Here is a 15,231-nt window from a genome sequence, read left to right on the forward strand (position 1 = left end):
GCGCGGGGCGGCGTAATCAGGCCCCATGCGCACGCGTTTTGCCCCCTCTCCGACCGGCCCGCTGCATCTGGGCCATGCGTTTTCGGCGCTGGTCGCCGATAATCTGGCGCGGACCGAAGGCGGCACCTTCCTGCTGCGGATCGAGGACATCGACCAAAGCCGCGCCCGTCCTGAATGGGAGGCGCAGATCTACGACGATCTACGCTGGCTGGAGCTGGACTGGCCCGAGCCGGTGATGCGGCAGTCAGACCGGATGGATGCCTATGCGCTGGCATTGGACCGCCTGTGGAACGCCGGGCTGCTGTACCCCTGCACCTGCACCCGGCGTGACATCGTCGAGGCGCTGTCGGCCCCGCAGGAAGGCGCACCCGCCTATGGTCCCGACGGCCCGGTCTATCCCGGCACCTGCCGCCCGGCGCACCCGCCACGGGGACCACGCCCGCAGGACGCCGTGCTGCGCCTGAACATGGCCGCGGCACTGGCGTATCTGGGGGCGTCGGACTGGAGCTTTAGCGAGACCGGCATCGACGCAGGTCCGACCCGCTTTACCGCCGAACATCTGACAACCCAGGTCGGCGACGTGGTGCTGGCACGGCGCGGCATGGGCACCTCCTATCACCTGTCGGTGGTGGTGGATGACGCCGATCAGGGCATCACCCATGTGGTGCGCGGCGTGGATCTGGCCGAGGCCACGGCGATTCATCTTGTGCTGCAAGACCTGCTGGGCCTGCCCCGCCCGGTCTATCACCATCACCGTCTGATCCGCGACGCCGCCGGGAAACGGCTGGCCAAGCGCGACGACGCCCGTGCCATTGCGCTGTTTCGCGCCGAGGGCCGGACGCCCGCCGATATCCGGCGGATGGTCGGGCTCTAGCCGAGCCGCCCCATCAGTTCGACTTCCGCCCCGTCCCGTACGGCGGTGTAGAAACACGTCCGGCGGTTGGTGTGACAGGCCGGGCCTTCCTGCCGGACCAGCATCAGCAGGCAATCGCGGTCGCAATCGAAGCGCATCTCGACCAGGGTCTGCACATGGCCCGAACTTTCGCCCTTGGCCCAGAACGCCTGCCGCGAGCGCGACCAATAGGTGACATGCCCGCCCTCAAGGGTGCGCCGGATGCTGGCCTCATTCATCCAGGCCATCATCAGAACTTCGCGCGTGTCGATGTCCTGGGCAATGGCGGGGATCAGGCCCTGCGCATCGAAGCGCAGGCTTGCGGGGTCGAATTTCATCACGGGTCCTTTGCGCGGGCGATCTGGGGGGCTATGTATCCGGGACGTCCAGAGGAGAAAAGCCGCGATGGCCGAAAGCGACCTGATCAATCTTTATTCCAAGCGCATTCTGGCGCTGGCCGCCGACATACCGCATCTGGGCCGCTTGGAAGCCCCCATGGGCACGGCCAGGGTGCGCGCGCCGCTGTGCGGGTCGGTGGTGACGGTCGATCTGGATCTGGACGACGGGCGGATCAGCCGGTTCGCGCAGGACGTGAAGGCCTGCGCGCTGGGACAGGCTGCGGCCTCGGTTGTGGGGGCGGGCATTCTGGGCACCACCCCCGCGCAGGTCGCCAAGGCCCGTGCGCAACTGGCCGCCATGCTGAAGCAGAATGGCCCGGCCCCGGATGCGCCTTTTACAGGGCTTGAAGTGCTGAAGGCGGCGCGGGACTACACCAACCGCCATGCCTCGATCCTGCTGAGCCTTGATGCCGCGCTGCAAGCCATCGAGGCCAGCGGCAAGACCGTCAGCGCCTGACACTTTTCACCGCAACAGACTGTTCCAAAAAAGAAAACGCCGCACTCCCGGGCTCTGGGAGGCGGCGTAAGTAAGGGCGGTACCGGAGCCGGGTTCGGACGGGCAGGACCGAACCGGGCGGACCATTGGGGATGGAATTTTCCGGTCTCGCAGGCAGATCAGAACGTGGCAAGCAATGCCGGCAGGTGGAGGAGCGACACAAAGGTCACACCGAGAGCGGCAACACCGACGAGATCTTTCCAAAGCGTCTGAGACGAGCGGTTCAGCGCGGTTCTGACATCCTGGATCATCGGGGTTCCCTCCGGTCACATCTGATATGTTCTTGGTATGTTCCATTCCGAGTCGTGTAAAGAACTTTTTAGGAACATTTAACGGAACACGAAGATCGGACCGGGCAGATTTCATGCCTCCGGCGGGAGTATTTGGTCCAAGAAGAAAGGGTTAGCCCGCGCGCAAAAGCGCCAGCGCCTGATCCTGTTCCAGCAGCCACAGAAGGTGACGCGCGGCGGCGCCACGTGGCGAGGAGAGGGTAGAATCAATGGCCAGCAGCGCGCGGGCATCGTCGCGGGCGGTTTCCATCAGGCCGGACTGGCTGTCCAGATCGGCCACGCGGAACCGGGGCAGGCCCGATTGCGCGACGCCGATCATGTCGCCGGCCCCGCGCATGGCAAGATCTTCCTCGGCCAGCCGAAAGCCGTCTTCGCTATCACGCAGCAGGGTGAGTCGGCGGCGGGCGCTGTCGGTCAGCGGGGTGTCGTAAAGCAGCAGGCAGGTGGATTTCTCGGTGCCGCGCCCGACCCGGCCGCGCAACTGGTGCAACTGGGCGAGGCCGAAATGCTCGGCCCCTTCGATGACCATGATCGAGGCGTTAGGCACATCCACGCCAACCTCGATCGCGGTCGTCGCCACCAGAACGCGCGTGGTGCCGGCGATGAAATCGGCCATGGCGGCATCCTTGCGCTCGGGCGGCATCTGGCCGTGGACAAGCCCGACATTGCCGTCGCCCAGGCGCGCACGCAGCGCCTTGAAGCGCTCTTCGGCGGCGGTGGCGTGATGGGTTTCGCTTTCCTCGACCAGCGGGCAGACCCAATAGGCCTGGCGGCCCTCGGTGATGGCCTGGCGCAGGTGATCGACCACTGAATCCAGTTTCTCCGCCGCCATCAGCGCGGTCTTGATCGGGGTGCGGCCCGGTGGTTTCTCGTTCAGGATCGACAGATCCATATCGCCGTATTGGGTCAGCGCCAGCGAACGGGGGATCGGCGTCGCGGTCATCACCAGAACATCCGGGCGCAGCCCCTTGCGGGTCAACTCCAGCCGCTGGCGGACGCCAAAGCGGTGCTGTTCGTCGATCACGACAAGACGCAGGTCGGCGAAGCCCACATCGGGTTGAAACACCGCATGGGTGCCGCAGAGGATCTGGATTTTTCCCTCGGCCAGCGCCGCCAGTTTTGTCGCGCGGGCGGTGCCGGTGTCGCGGCCGGTCAGAACCTCCATCCGCACGCCGGCGGCCGCGACCAGCGGGGCGAGGCCCGCGGCATGCTGACGGGCAAGGATCTCGGTCGGGGCCATCATCACCCCCTGCCCGCCGGCCTCGACCGCGGCCAGAAGGGCCATCAGAGCGACAAGGGTCTTGCCCGCGCCCACATCGCCCTGAAGCAACCGGTTCATCCGGTGCGGGGCAGCCATGTCCGACTGAATTTCGGCAATGGCACGGGTCTGGGCCCCGGTGGGGGCGTAGGGCAGGCTTGCCAGAACCCTGTCCTGCAACTGGCCGGTGGCGCGGTTTTCTCGTCCAGCCTGCTTGCGGGCGTGCGCGCGGGCCAGCGCCAGGGTCAACTGATGCGCGAAGAGTTCATCATAGGCCAGACGGGTGCGGGCTGGCGCCGAGGGAGCCAGATCGGCGCCGCTTTTAGGGTGATGTGCCGCGTGCAGGGCTGCCGCGAAGTCCGGCCAGTTCCGGGACGACAGCAGCGGACCGTCGATCCATTCGGACATCTCGGGCAACAGCGCCAACGCCCCTTGCGCGGCCTTGGTCATGGTTTTCTGGGTGATCCCGGCGGTCAACGGGTAAACCGGTTCAAACTCTGGCAGCTTGGCCGCGTCCGCCTCGGGCAGGACATAATCCGGGTGGGCGATCTGCGCCTGGCCGTCGAAAAATTCCAGCTTGCCCGAGATCGTCCGCGCCTCGCCCACAGGCAGCAACTCTTGCAGGTAGCGCGGATTGGGCCGGAACCACACCAGCGTGATCGTGGTTTGCGCGTCCTCGACCAGCACGCGATAGGGGCGGCCCTTGCGAGCGGGCGGATAGTGCGCCAGCACCTTGGCGCTGACCGTGACCACCGCACCCTGCGGCACGCCCTGGGCGCTGGCACGCGGGCGACGGTCCACACAACTGGTGGGCAGGGTGAACAGCAGATCACGCGGTTTGGTGATCTGCACCTGCTCCAGCGCTTGCGCGGTTTTTGGGCCGATCCCCGGCAGGGTTGTCAGCGCCGCAAAGAGCGGAAACAGGGCTTGGGGCCGTCCGCTCATGCGCCGTCGATCAGTGCGCGCCAGGCGTCTTCGTCGATGGTCTCGACGCCAAGATCGACGGCTTTCTTCGCCTTCGACCCGGCCCCCGGTCCCGCGACCACCAGATCGGTTTTCTTCGACACCGACCCCGATACCTTGGCGCCCATGGCCTCGGCCCGCGCCTTGGCTTCGGCCCTTGTCATGGTTTCCAGGTTGCCGGTGAAGACCACCGTCTTGCCGGCCAGCGGCGAGCCTTCGGTCTGCGGTGCCGCCACGGGCTGGATGCGCAGATGTGCGATCAGCCGGTTGATCGAGGCGCGCTCGGCCTCTTGTCCCAGCGTCGTGACCAGGCTGTCGGCCATGACCGCGCCGATGCCGTCGATAGACAGGAAGTCCTCCATCGCCTCGGCGTTCTCGGCCGCCGCCTCGGCGGTTTCTGCCAGCGCCTCCCAGGTGCCGAAGTGGCGGGCCAGAAGCTTGGCGGCGGCCTCGCCGATGTGGCGGATGCCAAGCGAGAAGATCAGGCGATCGAGCGGGATTTCGCGTTTCTCCTCGATGGCGGCAAAAAGGTTGGTGGCCGATTTCTCGCCCCAACCCTCGCGGTTCTTCACCTGTTGCAGGCCGCTGCCAAAGCGCTCCTGCAGCGCGAATATGTCGGCGGGTTCGGCGATCCAGCCATCGGCGTGAAACTGTTCGACCTGCTTGGCGCCCAGACCCTCGATGTCGAAGGCCGCGCGGGAGACGAAGTGTTTCAGCTTTTCGACCGCCTGCGCGGGGCAGATCAGGCCGCCGGTGCATCGGCGCACGGCATCGCCCTCCTCGCGCACCGCGTCCGATCCGCAGCGCGGGCAGGTGGTCGGGAAGACATAGGGCGCGGCATCCTTGGGGCGGCGCGACAGATCCACATCGGCGACCTTGGGGATCACGTCCCCGGCGCGGTAGACCTGCACCCAGTCGCCTTCGCGAATGTCCTTGCCGTCGCGGATGGGCAGGCCATCCCCGCCCCGCCCGGCGATGTAATCCTCGTTGTGCAGTGTGGCGTTGGAGACCACGACCCCGCCGACTGTGACGGGTGTCAGCCGGGCCACCGGGCTGAGTGCCCCGGTGCGGCCGACCTGGATTTCGATCCTTTCCAGATGGGTCCAGGCCAGTTCGGCGGGAAACTTGTGGGCAATGGCCCACCGCGGCGTGGTCGAGCGCACGCCAAGCCGGCCCTGATAGGCAAGGCTGTCCACCTTGTAGACCACCCCGTCGATATCATAGCCCAGATCGGCGCGCTGGTGTTCGATCTGTCGGTAGTGCTCCAGAAGTGCGCCAACGTCGGTGCAAACGCGGGTCAACGGGTTGATCTGGAACCCGAGCGAGCTGAGTTGCGCCAGCGCCTCGAACTGGGTCTCGGCCAAGGGGGCAGAGAGTTCTCCCCAACCGTATGCGAAGAAACGCAGCGGGCGGGCCGCGGTGATGCGGGCATCCAGCTGGCGCAGCGACCCGGCGGCGGCGTTGCGCGGATTGGCGAAGGTCTTGTCTCCGGCCTCGGCCTGGCGCTGGTTCAGGGCCGCGAAATCCTGGTGGCTCATATAGACTTCGCCGCGCACCTCCAGCACTTCGGGGGCACCGGAGATTTCGGTGGGAATATCGGCGATCGTGCGGGCATTCGCGGTCACGTTTTCACCCACGGTCCCGTCGCCGCGCGTGAGCGCATTGATCAGCCGGCCACCTTCATAGCGCAAGGACAACGACAGCCCGTCGATCTTGGGTTCTGCCGTCAACGCCAGCTGTGCTTCGTCACCCAGCCCAAGGTACTTGCGCACGGATTTGACGAATTCGGCAACATCCTCGTCCTCGAACGCATTGCCCAGCGACAGCATCCGCTGGGCATGGGCGGTCTTGCCAAAGCCCTCCGCCACCGGCGCCCCCACCTGATCGGAAGGGCTGTCGGTACGCTTGAGATGCGGAAACTTCTCTTCAATAACCGCGTTGCGCCGTTTGAGCCGGTCATAGTCGGCATCCGAAATCTCGGGCGCGTCATGGGTATGGTAAGCGGCGTTGGCGCGGGCCAGTTCATCGGCCAGCCGCGCCAGTTCTTCGCGGGCGGCTGCCTCATCCAGCTTGTCGATGTCGATCTCGGCCATGCTGCCCCCCCTGCGCTACAGGCAAGGTGATAGGCACCTCATCAGCCGAGGTCCAGTCTCTCCGTCACCGTGGCCTACGCCTGAAGCGCAAGGGTGGCCGCGTCGGTTTCGGGGTCGCGCAGCACATAGCCCCGGCCCCAGACGGTTTCGATGTAGTTGTCGCCGCCGGTGGCCTGGCTGAGCTTCTTGCGCAGCTTGCAGATGAACACGTCGATGATCTTCAACTCGGGCTCGTCCATGCCCCCATAAAGATGGTTGAGGAACATCTCCTTGGTCAGGGTGGTGCCCTTGCGCAGCGAAAGCAACTCCAGCATCTGGTATTCCTTGCCGGTCAGATGCACCGGGGTTTCGCCCGCCGCAACGGTCTTGGCATCCAGATTGACCGTGATCTTCCCGGTCCGGATCAGCGAATGCGAATGCCCCTTGGACCGGCGCACGATGGCATGGATGCGGGCGATCAGTTCCTCGCGATGGAACGGCTTGGTCAGATAGTCATCCGCACCAAAGCCGAACCCCTTGATCTTGTTCTCGGTATCGTCTGCCCCCGACAGGATCAGGATCGGCGTTTCAACCTTGGCCATGCGCAACTGGCGCAAGACCTCGTGCCCGTTCATGTCCGGCAAGTTCAGATCAAGAAGGATCAGGTCGTAATCGTACAGCTTCGCGAGATCGACCCCTTCCTCCCCCAAATCCGTGGAATACACGTTCAGATTGGCATGGGTCAGCATCAGTTCGATGCTTTTCGAGATCGTCGGGTCATCCTCGACCAGCAGCACACGCATTTTGAGCCCTCCGCAACAGCTACCGTAATACGGTTAACGTGACCAAGTATCGTTAACTGCGCGTTACTTTCGCCGACCCGCCGACGGATACCCCTAAACTTGTCTGTATTTCTGCAAGCTTGTGGTCTTCAGAGCATCTTCGCCGAACCGGTCCACGGCCATCGCCCAACTTTCAAGTTCGTCGTCGGACAGATGGTATCGAGACTTGGCCTCGTCCCGAGTAAGAAGGCCGAATTTGACCGCCTTGACAACCGTTGCCTTGCGACTCGCCACCCAACGCTGGGTTCTGGCCGACGGCAGATCGGCGCGCGACAGGGTAGATCCGTCCGGCAGCTTGACCAGACGGGGACCGTCTACTTTCTTGAGATACATAACTTTTTCCCTCACTAACCACGTGAGAGATGGTGCGCGGGGCATATTAATGGGCTCTGAAATCGCCCTCTTGTTTGTCCTTACACTTTTCCTATATTTTGGCGCCTGTTCCCGTGAAATCGAGATGTCGGACATATGACCCAGACCCTGAATTCCCTTGGCTTTGCCAAACCCGAGGCCGAGACCCGCGTGGTCGTGGCCATGTCGGGCGGCGTGGACAGCTCTGTCGTGGCCGCGCAACTGGCTGAGGACGGGTATGACGTGGTGGGCGTCACGCTGCAGCTTTACGATCACGGCGCGGCCCTGGCCAAGAAGGGTGCCTGTTGCGCCGGGCGCGATATCCACGATGCGCGCCGCGTCGCCGAGGAAATGGGGTTTCCGCACTATGTTCTTGATTACGAGAACATTTTCCAGGAAGCGGTGATCGATGAATTCGCCGATGCCTACCTGGGCGGTGCGACCCCGGTGCCTTGCATCCGCTGCAACGAGCGGGTCAAGTTCAAGGATCTTCTGGAAACCGCCAAGGATCTGGACGCCGATTGCATGGCCACTGGCCATTACATCCAGCGCAAGGTTGGCCCACATGGGCCCGAGTTGCATGCGGCCGTCGATGCGGCGCGGGATCAGAGCTATTTCCTGTTCTCGACCACGCCGGAACAGCTCAGCTACCTGCGGTTCCCGCTGGGTCACCTGCCAACCAAGGATGCGACACGGGCGCTGGCGGCGAAATACGGGCTGGCGGTGGCGGGCAAGCCCGACAGCCAGGACATCTGTTTCGTGCCGGATGGCAACTACGCCAGCGTGATCGAGAAACTGCGGCCCGGGGCCGCCGATCCCGGTGAAATCGTCGACATGGACGGCAATGTGCTGGCCCAGCACCGGGGGGTGATTCACTACACCATCGGTCAACGCCGGGGTCTGGGAATCGGCGGTCTGAGCGAACCGCTGTATGTCGTGCGGCTGGATCCCGACAGCCGCCGCGTCGTGGTCGGCCCGAAAGAGGCGCTGAGCACCCGCATCGTGCCGGTGCGCGAGATCAACTGGCTGGGCGACGCTCCCTTCACCAGCCGGGCGGAATGGCATGTCTCAACCAAGATCCGCTCGACCCGCCCGCCGCGCGAGGCGATCCTGCGGCCCACCGGGGACACCACCGCCGAGGTGGAACTGCTGACGCCCGAAGAAGGGGTCAGTCCGGGACAGGCTTGCGTGTTCTATGACAGCGGCTCCACACGAGTGCTGGGCGGCGGCTGGATCTGGCGCGGCGCGTGATCGGACGGTCCTCGTCTGGAGGGCGGTGGACGCCTCCGGCGGGAGTATTTTTCCAAGAAGAAAGAGCGCGCTGCGCAAGCGGTCCGGGCCTGCGTTTCAGGGGAGGCCGTGGCGGTTTTTCACGCAGCGCGGGATCCTTCCAGGGCGGCAACGCCCCTAGCGCGCGGCGCCAAGGCCGTCCAGAACCGCGCGGGCGGCGCGCAGGCCGGGGGCCTCGCCGCCCCGGCCCAGGGCCTGCATGGTCTGGCGGGCCGCCTGATGCTGGGCCGTCGGATCGGCCATAACGTCGGCCAATGCACGGGCCATCGGTTCGGGCCGGCAGTTTTCGCCCAGAAATTCGGGCACCACCCGGCTGTCGGTGATGATGTTGACCAGCGTGACCGTGTCGATCAGGGCCATGCGCTGCATGATCTTCATGGTCAACCACGCCATGTCGTAGCCGATCACCATGGGCGTGTCGGCGGCGGCCAATTCCAAAGAGACCGTGCCCGAGGCGGCCAGCGCGACATCGGCGGCCGCGAAAGCGGCGCGCTTTTCCGGCCCGTCCCCGCCGTCCAGCAGATGCAGGGGCTGTGGCCAGTTGGCCGTCAATTGCCGAACCAGATCAGCCACATGCGGGGCTGCGGGCAGCAGAACCTGCAGGTTGGGATGGCGGTCCTTCAGCAATGTCAGGGCGGCGCCGAAGCGCGGGATCAGGCGCGTGACCTCGCCCTTTCGTGACCCCGGCAGGGCCAGTACCAGCGGCGCGGATTCAGCAATGCCAAGGCGTTGGCGCAGGGCTGCAACCTCGGCCGGGCCGGCCTGTGGCTGGGTGACAACCGGGTGCCCGACGAAGTCGCAACGCAGGCCCACGGCCTCCATATAGGGCGGCTCGAAGGGCAGAAGGGCCAGCACCTGATCCACATGGGCGGCCATTTTTTGCGCGCGCCTGGGCCGCCAGGCCCAGACCGAGGGTGCAACATAATGGACGATGCGGATACCCGGGTCAGCAGCGCGCACGATCCTGGCCACCCGCAGACAGAAGTCCGGACTGTCGATGGTGACCAGCGCATCGGGTCTGGCCGCCAACACGGCTTCGGCGGTCTGGGCGATGCGGCGTTTCAGATGCCGGTACTTCGGCAGGATCTCGGCCAGCCCCATGACCGACAGTTCCTGCATCGGAAACAGGCTGTCCATGCCTTGCGCCTGCATGGCCGGGCCAGCAATGCCCTGGAACGAGATGTCGGGCTCCAGTTCCTTCAGGCCTGCCAGCAGGGATGCGCCGAGATTGTCGCCAGAGGCTTCGCCCGCGATCACGAACAGTCGCGTCACCTGCTGTCTCCGGCCGGGCGCACCCACAGGAACAGGCCCGCGGCATCGGCGCGGCGGACCACCTCGTCGCGGTCCAGAACCATGACGCCCTCGGCTTCGACCACGATCCCGGCCAGGCCCGCCTCGGCCACGCGGGCGACGGTATCGACGCCGATCACCGGCAGATCGATGCGGCGATCCTGCCCCGGCTTCGGCCCCTTGAACAACACGCCACGCGCGCCGTCGGGGTTGGGGCGGCAGGCGTCGGCGATCTGGGCCACATGGGCCAGCATCCGGTCGGTTCCGGGCGCGGCTTCGATCGCCAGGGCCTGACCCTGGGCCACCACGGCCCCCTGCCCCACGTCCACCGCCGCCATCACCGACACGATACGGGCCGCGCGGGCGGCATCCTTGCGGTCGCGGTCCGACGGTTGGGCCGCCGTCAGGACGCCGGGTTCGGGCAGCAGGTCCGGGGCGAGGTCATGCGCCGCGCGAATCGTGAACCCCTCGCCTTCGAAAATACCCAGCACCGTGCGCAGCAACCCGTCATCGCCGCCCTTGATGGCCGAAACGAATTTCGGGGCCAGAGCCATGGTTTTCAGGTCGAACTTGCGCGCATCGATCCGCGGACGCCCCACGACGCCTGCGAAGACCAGGTCCTGCACCCCGGCCTTGCGCAGCGCCTTGAACAGCGCGCCCAGCTTTTCCACCCGGAACGGGATCAGGTCCAGCCCGTCGGGATTGTCGGCGGGAAATCCTTCCATCTCGGCAAGAATCACCTCGCGCCCGCGCGCGCGCAGGGTGCGGGCCAGGTGGACCGGCAACACTCCGCGTCCTGCGATCATTCCAACGGGACCGGCCATCGGTTATTTCGGAGTCAGGAAGTGGCGGTCGGAGTCCGACTGCAAGAAGGCCACGATTTCCTGCACATAGGGGCTGGTGGTTTCCTGTCCCAGCCGCGTCACGCGCTCCATGAAAGCGCCCTCACCCTGCGCCAGCATCTGGAACGCGGCGCGCAGGGCGGTGATGTCCGAGCGGTTCACGCCCTTGCGCTTGAGGCCGACGAGGTTCAGCCCGTCCAACTCGCCACGCGGGCCTTGCACAAGTCCGTAGGGCATCACGTCGTTGGTCACCATGGTCACCGCGCCGATGATGGCGCCCCGACCGATGCGGACGAACTGATGGATGCCGGACAGGCCGCCGATGATGACATCGTCGGCAATGACGCAATGGCCGGCCAGGGCTGCCTGGTTGGCCAGGATCACCCGGTTGCCCACCTGCACGTCGTGGCCCACATGGGCACCGGTCATGAACAGGCAGTCGTCGCCGACGCTGGTGATGCCGCCGCCGCCCTCGGTGCCGGTGTTCATGGTGGCGCCTTCGCGGATGCGGTTGCGCTTGCCCACCACCAACCGGGTTCTTTCCCCCTTGAACTTCAGATCCTGGGGGATCTCGCCGATCACCGCGCCGGGAAACAGGATCGTGGCCTCGCCGACCTCGGTGCGCCCGGTCACCACCACATGGCTTTTCAGAACCACGTCCGCTGCCAGCGACACCTCGGCGCCGACCACGCAGAACGGGCCGATCTCGACCCGGTCGCCAATCATGGCACCGGGTTCGATCACCGAGGAGGGGTGGATACTGGCCGTGGGCGCGATGCTCACCGGCTCAGGCTCCGCGCCGGTCGATCATGGCGGTGAATTCGCATTCCGCGGCAACCTCGCCATCCACAGTCGCCTTCCCGGCGAATTTCCACACCTTGCCGCCGCCGCGCAGGGCATCGACGCGCAACTCAAGGATGTCGCCCGGGACCACCTTGCGGCGGAACTTGCACTTGTCGACGCCCATGAAGTAGACGACCGCGCCGCTGTCCACCAGTTCCAGCGAGAGCGAAACCATCACCGCCGAGGTCTGGGCCAGCGCCTCGATGATCAGCACGCCGGGAAACACCGGAAGGCCCGGGAAATGGCCCTGGAACTGCGGTTCGTTCATCGACACGCATTTGACGCCCACGGCGCTTTTCGACGGGACGATATCCTTGACCTTGTCCAGGAAAAGGAAGGGGTAGCGATGCGGGATCGCCCGTTGAATGAGGTCGATATCAGCCGTGGTAGGGATCGTGTCGCTCATGCTCGCATCCGATTTGCAGTCATTGCCTGCGTTTGGGTAGCAACTGACGGGGCCGGAAACAAGCGCAGGGCGCTATTGTGCGTCCGGGTCCGTGGTCGGGGTAGCATCCGGGGCCGTCGCGGGGTCGTCGGGGACCGGATCGTTGTCCGCCTCGGGATCGGCCACGGCCACGGACCCGGACCCGACCAGTTCGTCGATGGTGGCGATGGCCCGTTCGGTAATGTCCACGCCCTCCACGGCGAAGATCACCGCATCGCGATCCAGCAGGACCGACGCCCCGGCGGCGCGCAGAACCTCGATCAGGGCCGGGCCGATCAGCGACAGGAAGCGCTGGCGTTCCTGTTCGAACTTCCGCTGCAGCGCCAGCGCCTTGCGATCCTGTTCCTGCCGGATCTTCTGAACCCGCGCATCGAAGGCATCGGCCTTTTGCGCGAAAGTCGCGGCATCCAGCAGGCTGCGCTCTTCGGTCAGGGCCAGTTCTTCGGCGATCAGTTCGGCTTCGATCCGGCGATTCTCGGCCTCCAGCGTGGTGCGCTCGGCCCCCAACTCCTGCTGCACCCGAATCCCGAAAAGCGAGCGCAGGAAGATCGCATCCTGATCCAGCGTTGCCACCGGCAGGCTGGCGATCGGAGCATTCGTCACCACGGCCTGCTGGGCCACCGCCGGCCAAGCCGCCGTCAGCGCCAGGGCCAGAAGGGCCGCAGGTCCTCGCCAAAGATCAGAAACGGGTCGAGACCGTGAAGTTGAAGTTCCGCACTTCGTCATAGTCTTCCTTCTCGATCGCGCGGGTAAAGTCGAACCGCAGCGGGCCGATCGGCGTTTCCCAGAACACTGTCGCGCCGATCACCTGGCGCAGATGGAAGGCATCGTCCACCGTGCCGTTTGTTCCCTGGGTGATGTCCAGCCCCCAGATCGAGCCAAAGTCGTAGAAGAAGCCGCCGCGGATGCCGTATTCTTCGGGCAGGCCCAGCGGGAAGTCGGCTTCCAGGCTGACCCCGAAGGCAAAGTTGCCGCCCAGGGCATCCTCGTTGATGGCCGTGGTGTCACGCGGACCAAGACCGTTCCGCTTGAAGCCCCGCACCGTGCCGCCGCCGCGATAGCGATCAATAACCCGGCTGGAGCCGTCGAAGAAGTTCAGCGCCTGTCCGATGAAGTTGGCGGTCAGTCCGATATCCTCGTTGAACACCTTGGTGCCATAGTCGGCGGTAACGATGGTTTCGACGAAATTGGTCTGCCCGCCCAGCCCGGCGAAATTCTGCCGGAACTCGAACCCGTAGCGGGTGTTCGGGTCCAGGCTGGTCCGGCGCGAGTTGAAGTTGTACGCGTAGCCAAGGGCACTGGTGGTCAGGGCACCCGCCTCGTTCTGGATGATGATCGAACTTTCGTCGCTGACCTGCGAAACATCATCGTCGGACAGGCGATAGTTCAGCTCAAGACGACCGTTGTCGCTGATCGGGAAGCTGATCGACGGCTCGAACCCAAGACTGGTGGTGTTGAAGAAGGCGCTGTATTGCTCTGTCGCCTGATAGTAGATGTCGAAGACACCGGTGACATTGCGTCCCAGCAGGGCCGGTTCGATAAAGCGCAGTTGCGAATCCACGTTGTCGACCCCACCCGCGATGCTGAAATCAAGCTGCTGGCCGCGCCCCAGGAAGTTGCGTTCGCTCAGGCCGAATACCAGCCCGACGCCGTCCTCCAGCGAGAAATTTGCGCCCAGTTGCAACGACCCGGTCGGCTGTTCCTCGACATTCACATCGACGATCACCCGGTCCGGGGCGGTGCCTTCGCGGGCGTTGACATCCGCCAAGGTGAAGAACCCCAGAGCCCGGATACGCTCGGCGCTTTCGCGGATCTCGCGCGGGTTGAACGGGTCGCCCTCGACGATGCGGAACTGGCTGCGGATCACCCGGTCCAGCGTGGTGGAGTTGCCTTCGATGTCGATGCGCTCCACGAAGATGCGCGGGCCGCGGGTCAGGTTGAAGGTCAGGTTCAGGGTCAGGTTGGCATCATCGCGGTCGATCACCGGATCGGCACGGATGAAATCGATGCCCTCCTCGATCGCGCGACGCTCCAGCCGGGCGATGGTGTCGTCCAGCCGCGCCGGCGAATAGGTCTGGCCCTTGCGGATCTTGATCGCGCGGTCGAACAGCGCCAGATCCAGGCCCGGCACGTCGGTAGACAGATCCACGGTACCGATCTTGAACTTCTGGCCTTCCTCGACGTTAAAGGTCAGGAAGAACGCATCCCGCTCGCGCGAGAATTCGGGGGTGACGGACAGCACCCGGAAATCGACGAAGCCGCGCGACCGGTAGAAATCGGTCAGCACCTGGCGGTCGAACTGGATGCGGTCGTCGATATAGGTGTCGCGGCGCACAAGCTGGCGAAACAGCCCGGCCTGCTTGGTGCTCAGCGCCTGACGCAAACGGCGGTCCGAATAGCTGCGGTTGCCGACAAAGCTGATGCGCTCGACCTCGACCACGGCGCCCTCGGTCACTTCGAAGACCAGATCGACGCGGTTCTGGCTGCGCGGGATGATCTTGGGGGTCACCGTGGCGGCAAAACGGCCGGCCTGGAAATAGGCGTCGGTGATGGCCCGGGCATCGGCAGCGGCGATCGTCGGGCTGTAGACCCGGCGTGGTTGCGACGACAGCAGGGCCTGCAGGATGTCGTCGTTCAGCCGGCGATTGCCCTCGATGCTGATCTGGTTGATGGTCGGGAACTCGGTGACGATGAAGGTCAGGGTATTGCGCCCGGCCTCGATCTCGACGGCCTCGAACAGGCCCGAGCCGAGAATCCGCTGCTTCGCATCGTTGATCTGGCCCGTGGTGACCCGCTGGCCCTGTTCGATCCCGGCATAGGTCAGAACTGTCGAATCATCGATCCGCTGATTGCCTTCGACCCGGATCGCGCCATACGAAGATTGCGCCAGCACCGCCCCGTTGCCGATCAGGCAGAGCATCGTGATCGCCATTACGGCGACCCACACCACTTGTCTACG

The 15,231-nt window shown here is 65.1% G+C and carries 15 protein-coding genes; 3 read left to right on the forward strand and 12 right to left on the reverse strand.

Going from position 1 to position 15,231, the window contains the following annotated elements; genetic code table 11:
- The first annotated feature begins 25 nt into the window (after positions 1-25).
- A complete protein-coding gene (gene gluQRS / locus ACP15K_RS03350) occupies positions 26-874 on the forward strand; it encodes a tRNA glutamyl-Q(34) synthetase GluQRS (protein ID WP_424989810.1) in 849 nt (282 codons plus the stop codon).
- Here gluQRS and hisI read toward each other — a convergent pair.
- Complete coding sequence (gene hisI / locus ACP15K_RS03355) at positions 871-1,230, reverse strand: phosphoribosyl-AMP cyclohydrolase (protein WP_193140721.1); 360 nt, start codon at positions 1,228-1,230, stop codon at positions 871-873. The genes gluQRS and hisI overlap by 4 nt on opposite strands.
- Positions 1,231-1,297: 67 nt before the next feature.
- On the opposite strand from hisI, the gene ACP15K_RS03360 reads away from it, so the two are divergent.
- Positions 1,298-1,747, forward strand: a complete 450-nt coding sequence (locus ACP15K_RS03360) for an iron-sulfur cluster assembly scaffold protein (RefSeq protein WP_424989811.1) — start codon at positions 1,298-1,300, stop codon at positions 1,745-1,747.
- Between the two features lie 158 nt (positions 1,748-1,905).
- Here ACP15K_RS03360 and ACP15K_RS03365 read toward each other — a convergent pair whose 3' ends face one another.
- From ACP15K_RS03365 to ACP15K_RS03385, 5 genes are all read right to left on the reverse strand, one after another.
- Entirely contained in the window at positions 1,906-2,037 is a 132-nt protein-coding gene (locus ACP15K_RS03365; protein ID WP_264299174.1) for a hypothetical protein, read from the reverse strand.
- A 151-nt stretch (positions 2,038-2,188) separates the two neighbouring features.
- On the reverse strand, positions 2,189-4,279 hold the full coding sequence (gene recG / locus ACP15K_RS03370; RefSeq protein ID WP_424989812.1) for an ATP-dependent DNA helicase RecG: 2,091 nt from the start codon (positions 4,277-4,279) through the stop codon (positions 2,189-2,191).
- Positions 4,276-6,390, reverse strand: a complete 2,115-nt coding sequence (gene ligA, locus ACP15K_RS03375) for an NAD-dependent DNA ligase LigA (protein ID WP_424989813.1) — start codon at positions 6,388-6,390, stop codon at positions 4,276-4,278. Before ligA ends, recG begins: the two co-directional genes overlap by 4 nt.
- A gap of 74 nt (positions 6,391-6,464) precedes the next feature.
- The gene (gene ctrA, locus ACP15K_RS03380) at positions 6,465-7,172 is read right to left on the reverse strand and encodes a response regulator transcription factor CtrA (protein WP_193140717.1); all 708 of its coding nucleotides are present in this window, start codon (positions 7,170-7,172) and stop codon (positions 6,465-6,467) included.
- Between the two features lie 93 nt (positions 7,173-7,265).
- Positions 7,266-7,544: a DUF1153 domain-containing protein gene (locus ACP15K_RS03385; protein ID WP_193140716.1), complete on the reverse strand. Its 279-nt coding sequence runs from the start codon at positions 7,542-7,544 to the stop codon at positions 7,266-7,268.
- Between the two features lie 135 nt (positions 7,545-7,679).
- Between ACP15K_RS03385 and mnmA the strand changes: the two genes are divergently transcribed.
- Positions 7,680-8,813, forward strand: a complete 1,134-nt coding sequence (mnmA, locus tag ACP15K_RS03390; RefSeq protein ID WP_424989814.1) for a tRNA 2-thiouridine(34) synthase MnmA — start codon at positions 7,680-7,682, stop codon at positions 8,811-8,813.
- A gap of 156 nt (positions 8,814-8,969) precedes the next feature.
- Here the strand turns inward: mnmA and lpxB are convergent, their stop codons facing one another.
- From lpxB to bamA, 6 genes are all read right to left on the reverse strand, one after another.
- Positions 8,970-10,124: a lipid-A-disaccharide synthase gene (gene lpxB, locus ACP15K_RS03395; protein ID WP_319022437.1), complete on the reverse strand. Its 1,155-nt coding sequence runs from the start codon at positions 10,122-10,124 to the stop codon at positions 8,970-8,972.
- The gene (locus ACP15K_RS03400) at positions 10,121-10,948 is read right to left on the reverse strand and encodes an LpxI family protein (protein WP_424989815.1); all 828 of its coding nucleotides are present in this window, start codon (positions 10,946-10,948) and stop codon (positions 10,121-10,123) included. The genes lpxB and ACP15K_RS03400 overlap by 4 nt, the downstream gene beginning before the upstream one ends.
- Positions 10,949-10,969: 21 nt before the next feature.
- The gene (gene lpxA / locus ACP15K_RS03405) at positions 10,970-11,767 is read right to left on the reverse strand and encodes an acyl-ACP--UDP-N-acetylglucosamine O-acyltransferase (protein ID WP_424989816.1); all 798 of its coding nucleotides are present in this window, start codon (positions 11,765-11,767) and stop codon (positions 10,970-10,972) included.
- A 4-nt stretch (positions 11,768-11,771) separates the two neighbouring features.
- The gene (gene fabZ, locus ACP15K_RS03410; protein WP_424989817.1) at positions 11,772-12,233 is read right to left on the reverse strand and encodes a 3-hydroxyacyl-ACP dehydratase FabZ; all 462 of its coding nucleotides are present in this window, start codon (positions 12,231-12,233) and stop codon (positions 11,772-11,774) included.
- Between the two features lie 72 nt (positions 12,234-12,305).
- Complete coding sequence (locus ACP15K_RS03415) at positions 12,306-12,875, reverse strand: OmpH family outer membrane protein (protein WP_424989818.1); 570 nt, start codon at positions 12,873-12,875, stop codon at positions 12,306-12,308.
- Positions 12,876-12,951: 76 nt separating this feature from the next.
- Positions 12,952-15,204 carry an outer membrane protein assembly factor BamA gene (gene bamA / locus ACP15K_RS03420; RefSeq protein WP_424989819.1) on the reverse strand — a complete coding sequence of 751 codons (2,253 nt, stop codon included), beginning with the start codon at positions 15,202-15,204 and terminating at the stop codon, positions 12,952-12,954.
- Positions 15,205-15,231: the final 27 nt, after the last annotated feature.

The sequence above is a fragment of the Fluviibacterium sp. S390 genome (assembly GCF_049800695.1).
In the GTDB taxonomy this organism is placed as follows: domain Bacteria; phylum Pseudomonadota; class Alphaproteobacteria; order Rhodobacterales; family Rhodobacteraceae; genus Meridianimarinicoccus.

Bases quoted from the DNA above. Each gene is read 5' to 3' on its own strand.
- mnmA (WP_424989814.1), top strand. From the start codon at position 7,680: ATGACCCAGACCCTGAATTCCCTTGGCTTTGCCAAACCCGAGGCCGAG.
- recG (WP_424989812.1), bottom strand. From the start codon at position 4,279: ATGAGCGGACGGCCCCAAGCCCTGTTTCCGCTCTTTGCGGCGCTGACA.
- ACP15K_RS03360 (WP_424989811.1), top strand. From the start codon at position 1,298: ATGGCCGAAAGCGACCTGATCAATCTTTATTCCAAGCGCATTCTGGCG.
- gluQRS (WP_424989810.1), top strand. From the start codon at position 26: ATGCGCACGCGTTTTGCCCCCTCTCCGACCGGCCCGCTGCATCTGGGC.
- ctrA (WP_193140717.1), bottom strand. From the start codon at position 7,172: ATGCGTGTGCTGCTGGTCGAGGATGACCCGACGATCTCGAAAAGCATC.
- fabZ (WP_424989817.1), bottom strand. From the start codon at position 12,233: ATGAGCGACACGATCCCTACCACGGCTGATATCGACCTCATTCAACGG.
- ACP15K_RS03365 (WP_264299174.1), bottom strand. From the start codon at position 2,037: ATGATCCAGGATGTCAGAACCGCGCTGAACCGCTCGTCTCAGACGCTT.
- ligA (WP_424989813.1), bottom strand. From the start codon at position 6,390: ATGGCCGAGATCGACATCGACAAGCTGGATGAGGCAGCCGCCCGCGAA.
- ACP15K_RS03385 (WP_193140716.1), bottom strand. From the start codon at position 7,544: ATGTATCTCAAGAAAGTAGACGGTCCCCGTCTGGTCAAGCTGCCGGAC.
- hisI (WP_193140721.1), bottom strand. From the start codon at position 1,230: ATGAAATTCGACCCCGCAAGCCTGCGCTTCGATGCGCAGGGCCTGATC.
- ACP15K_RS03400 (WP_424989815.1), bottom strand. From the start codon at position 10,948: ATGATCGCAGGACGCGGAGTGTTGCCGGTCCACCTGGCCCGCACCCTG.
- bamA (WP_424989819.1), bottom strand. From the start codon at position 15,204: ATGGCGATCACGATGCTCTGCCTGATCGGCAACGGGGCGGTGCTGGCG.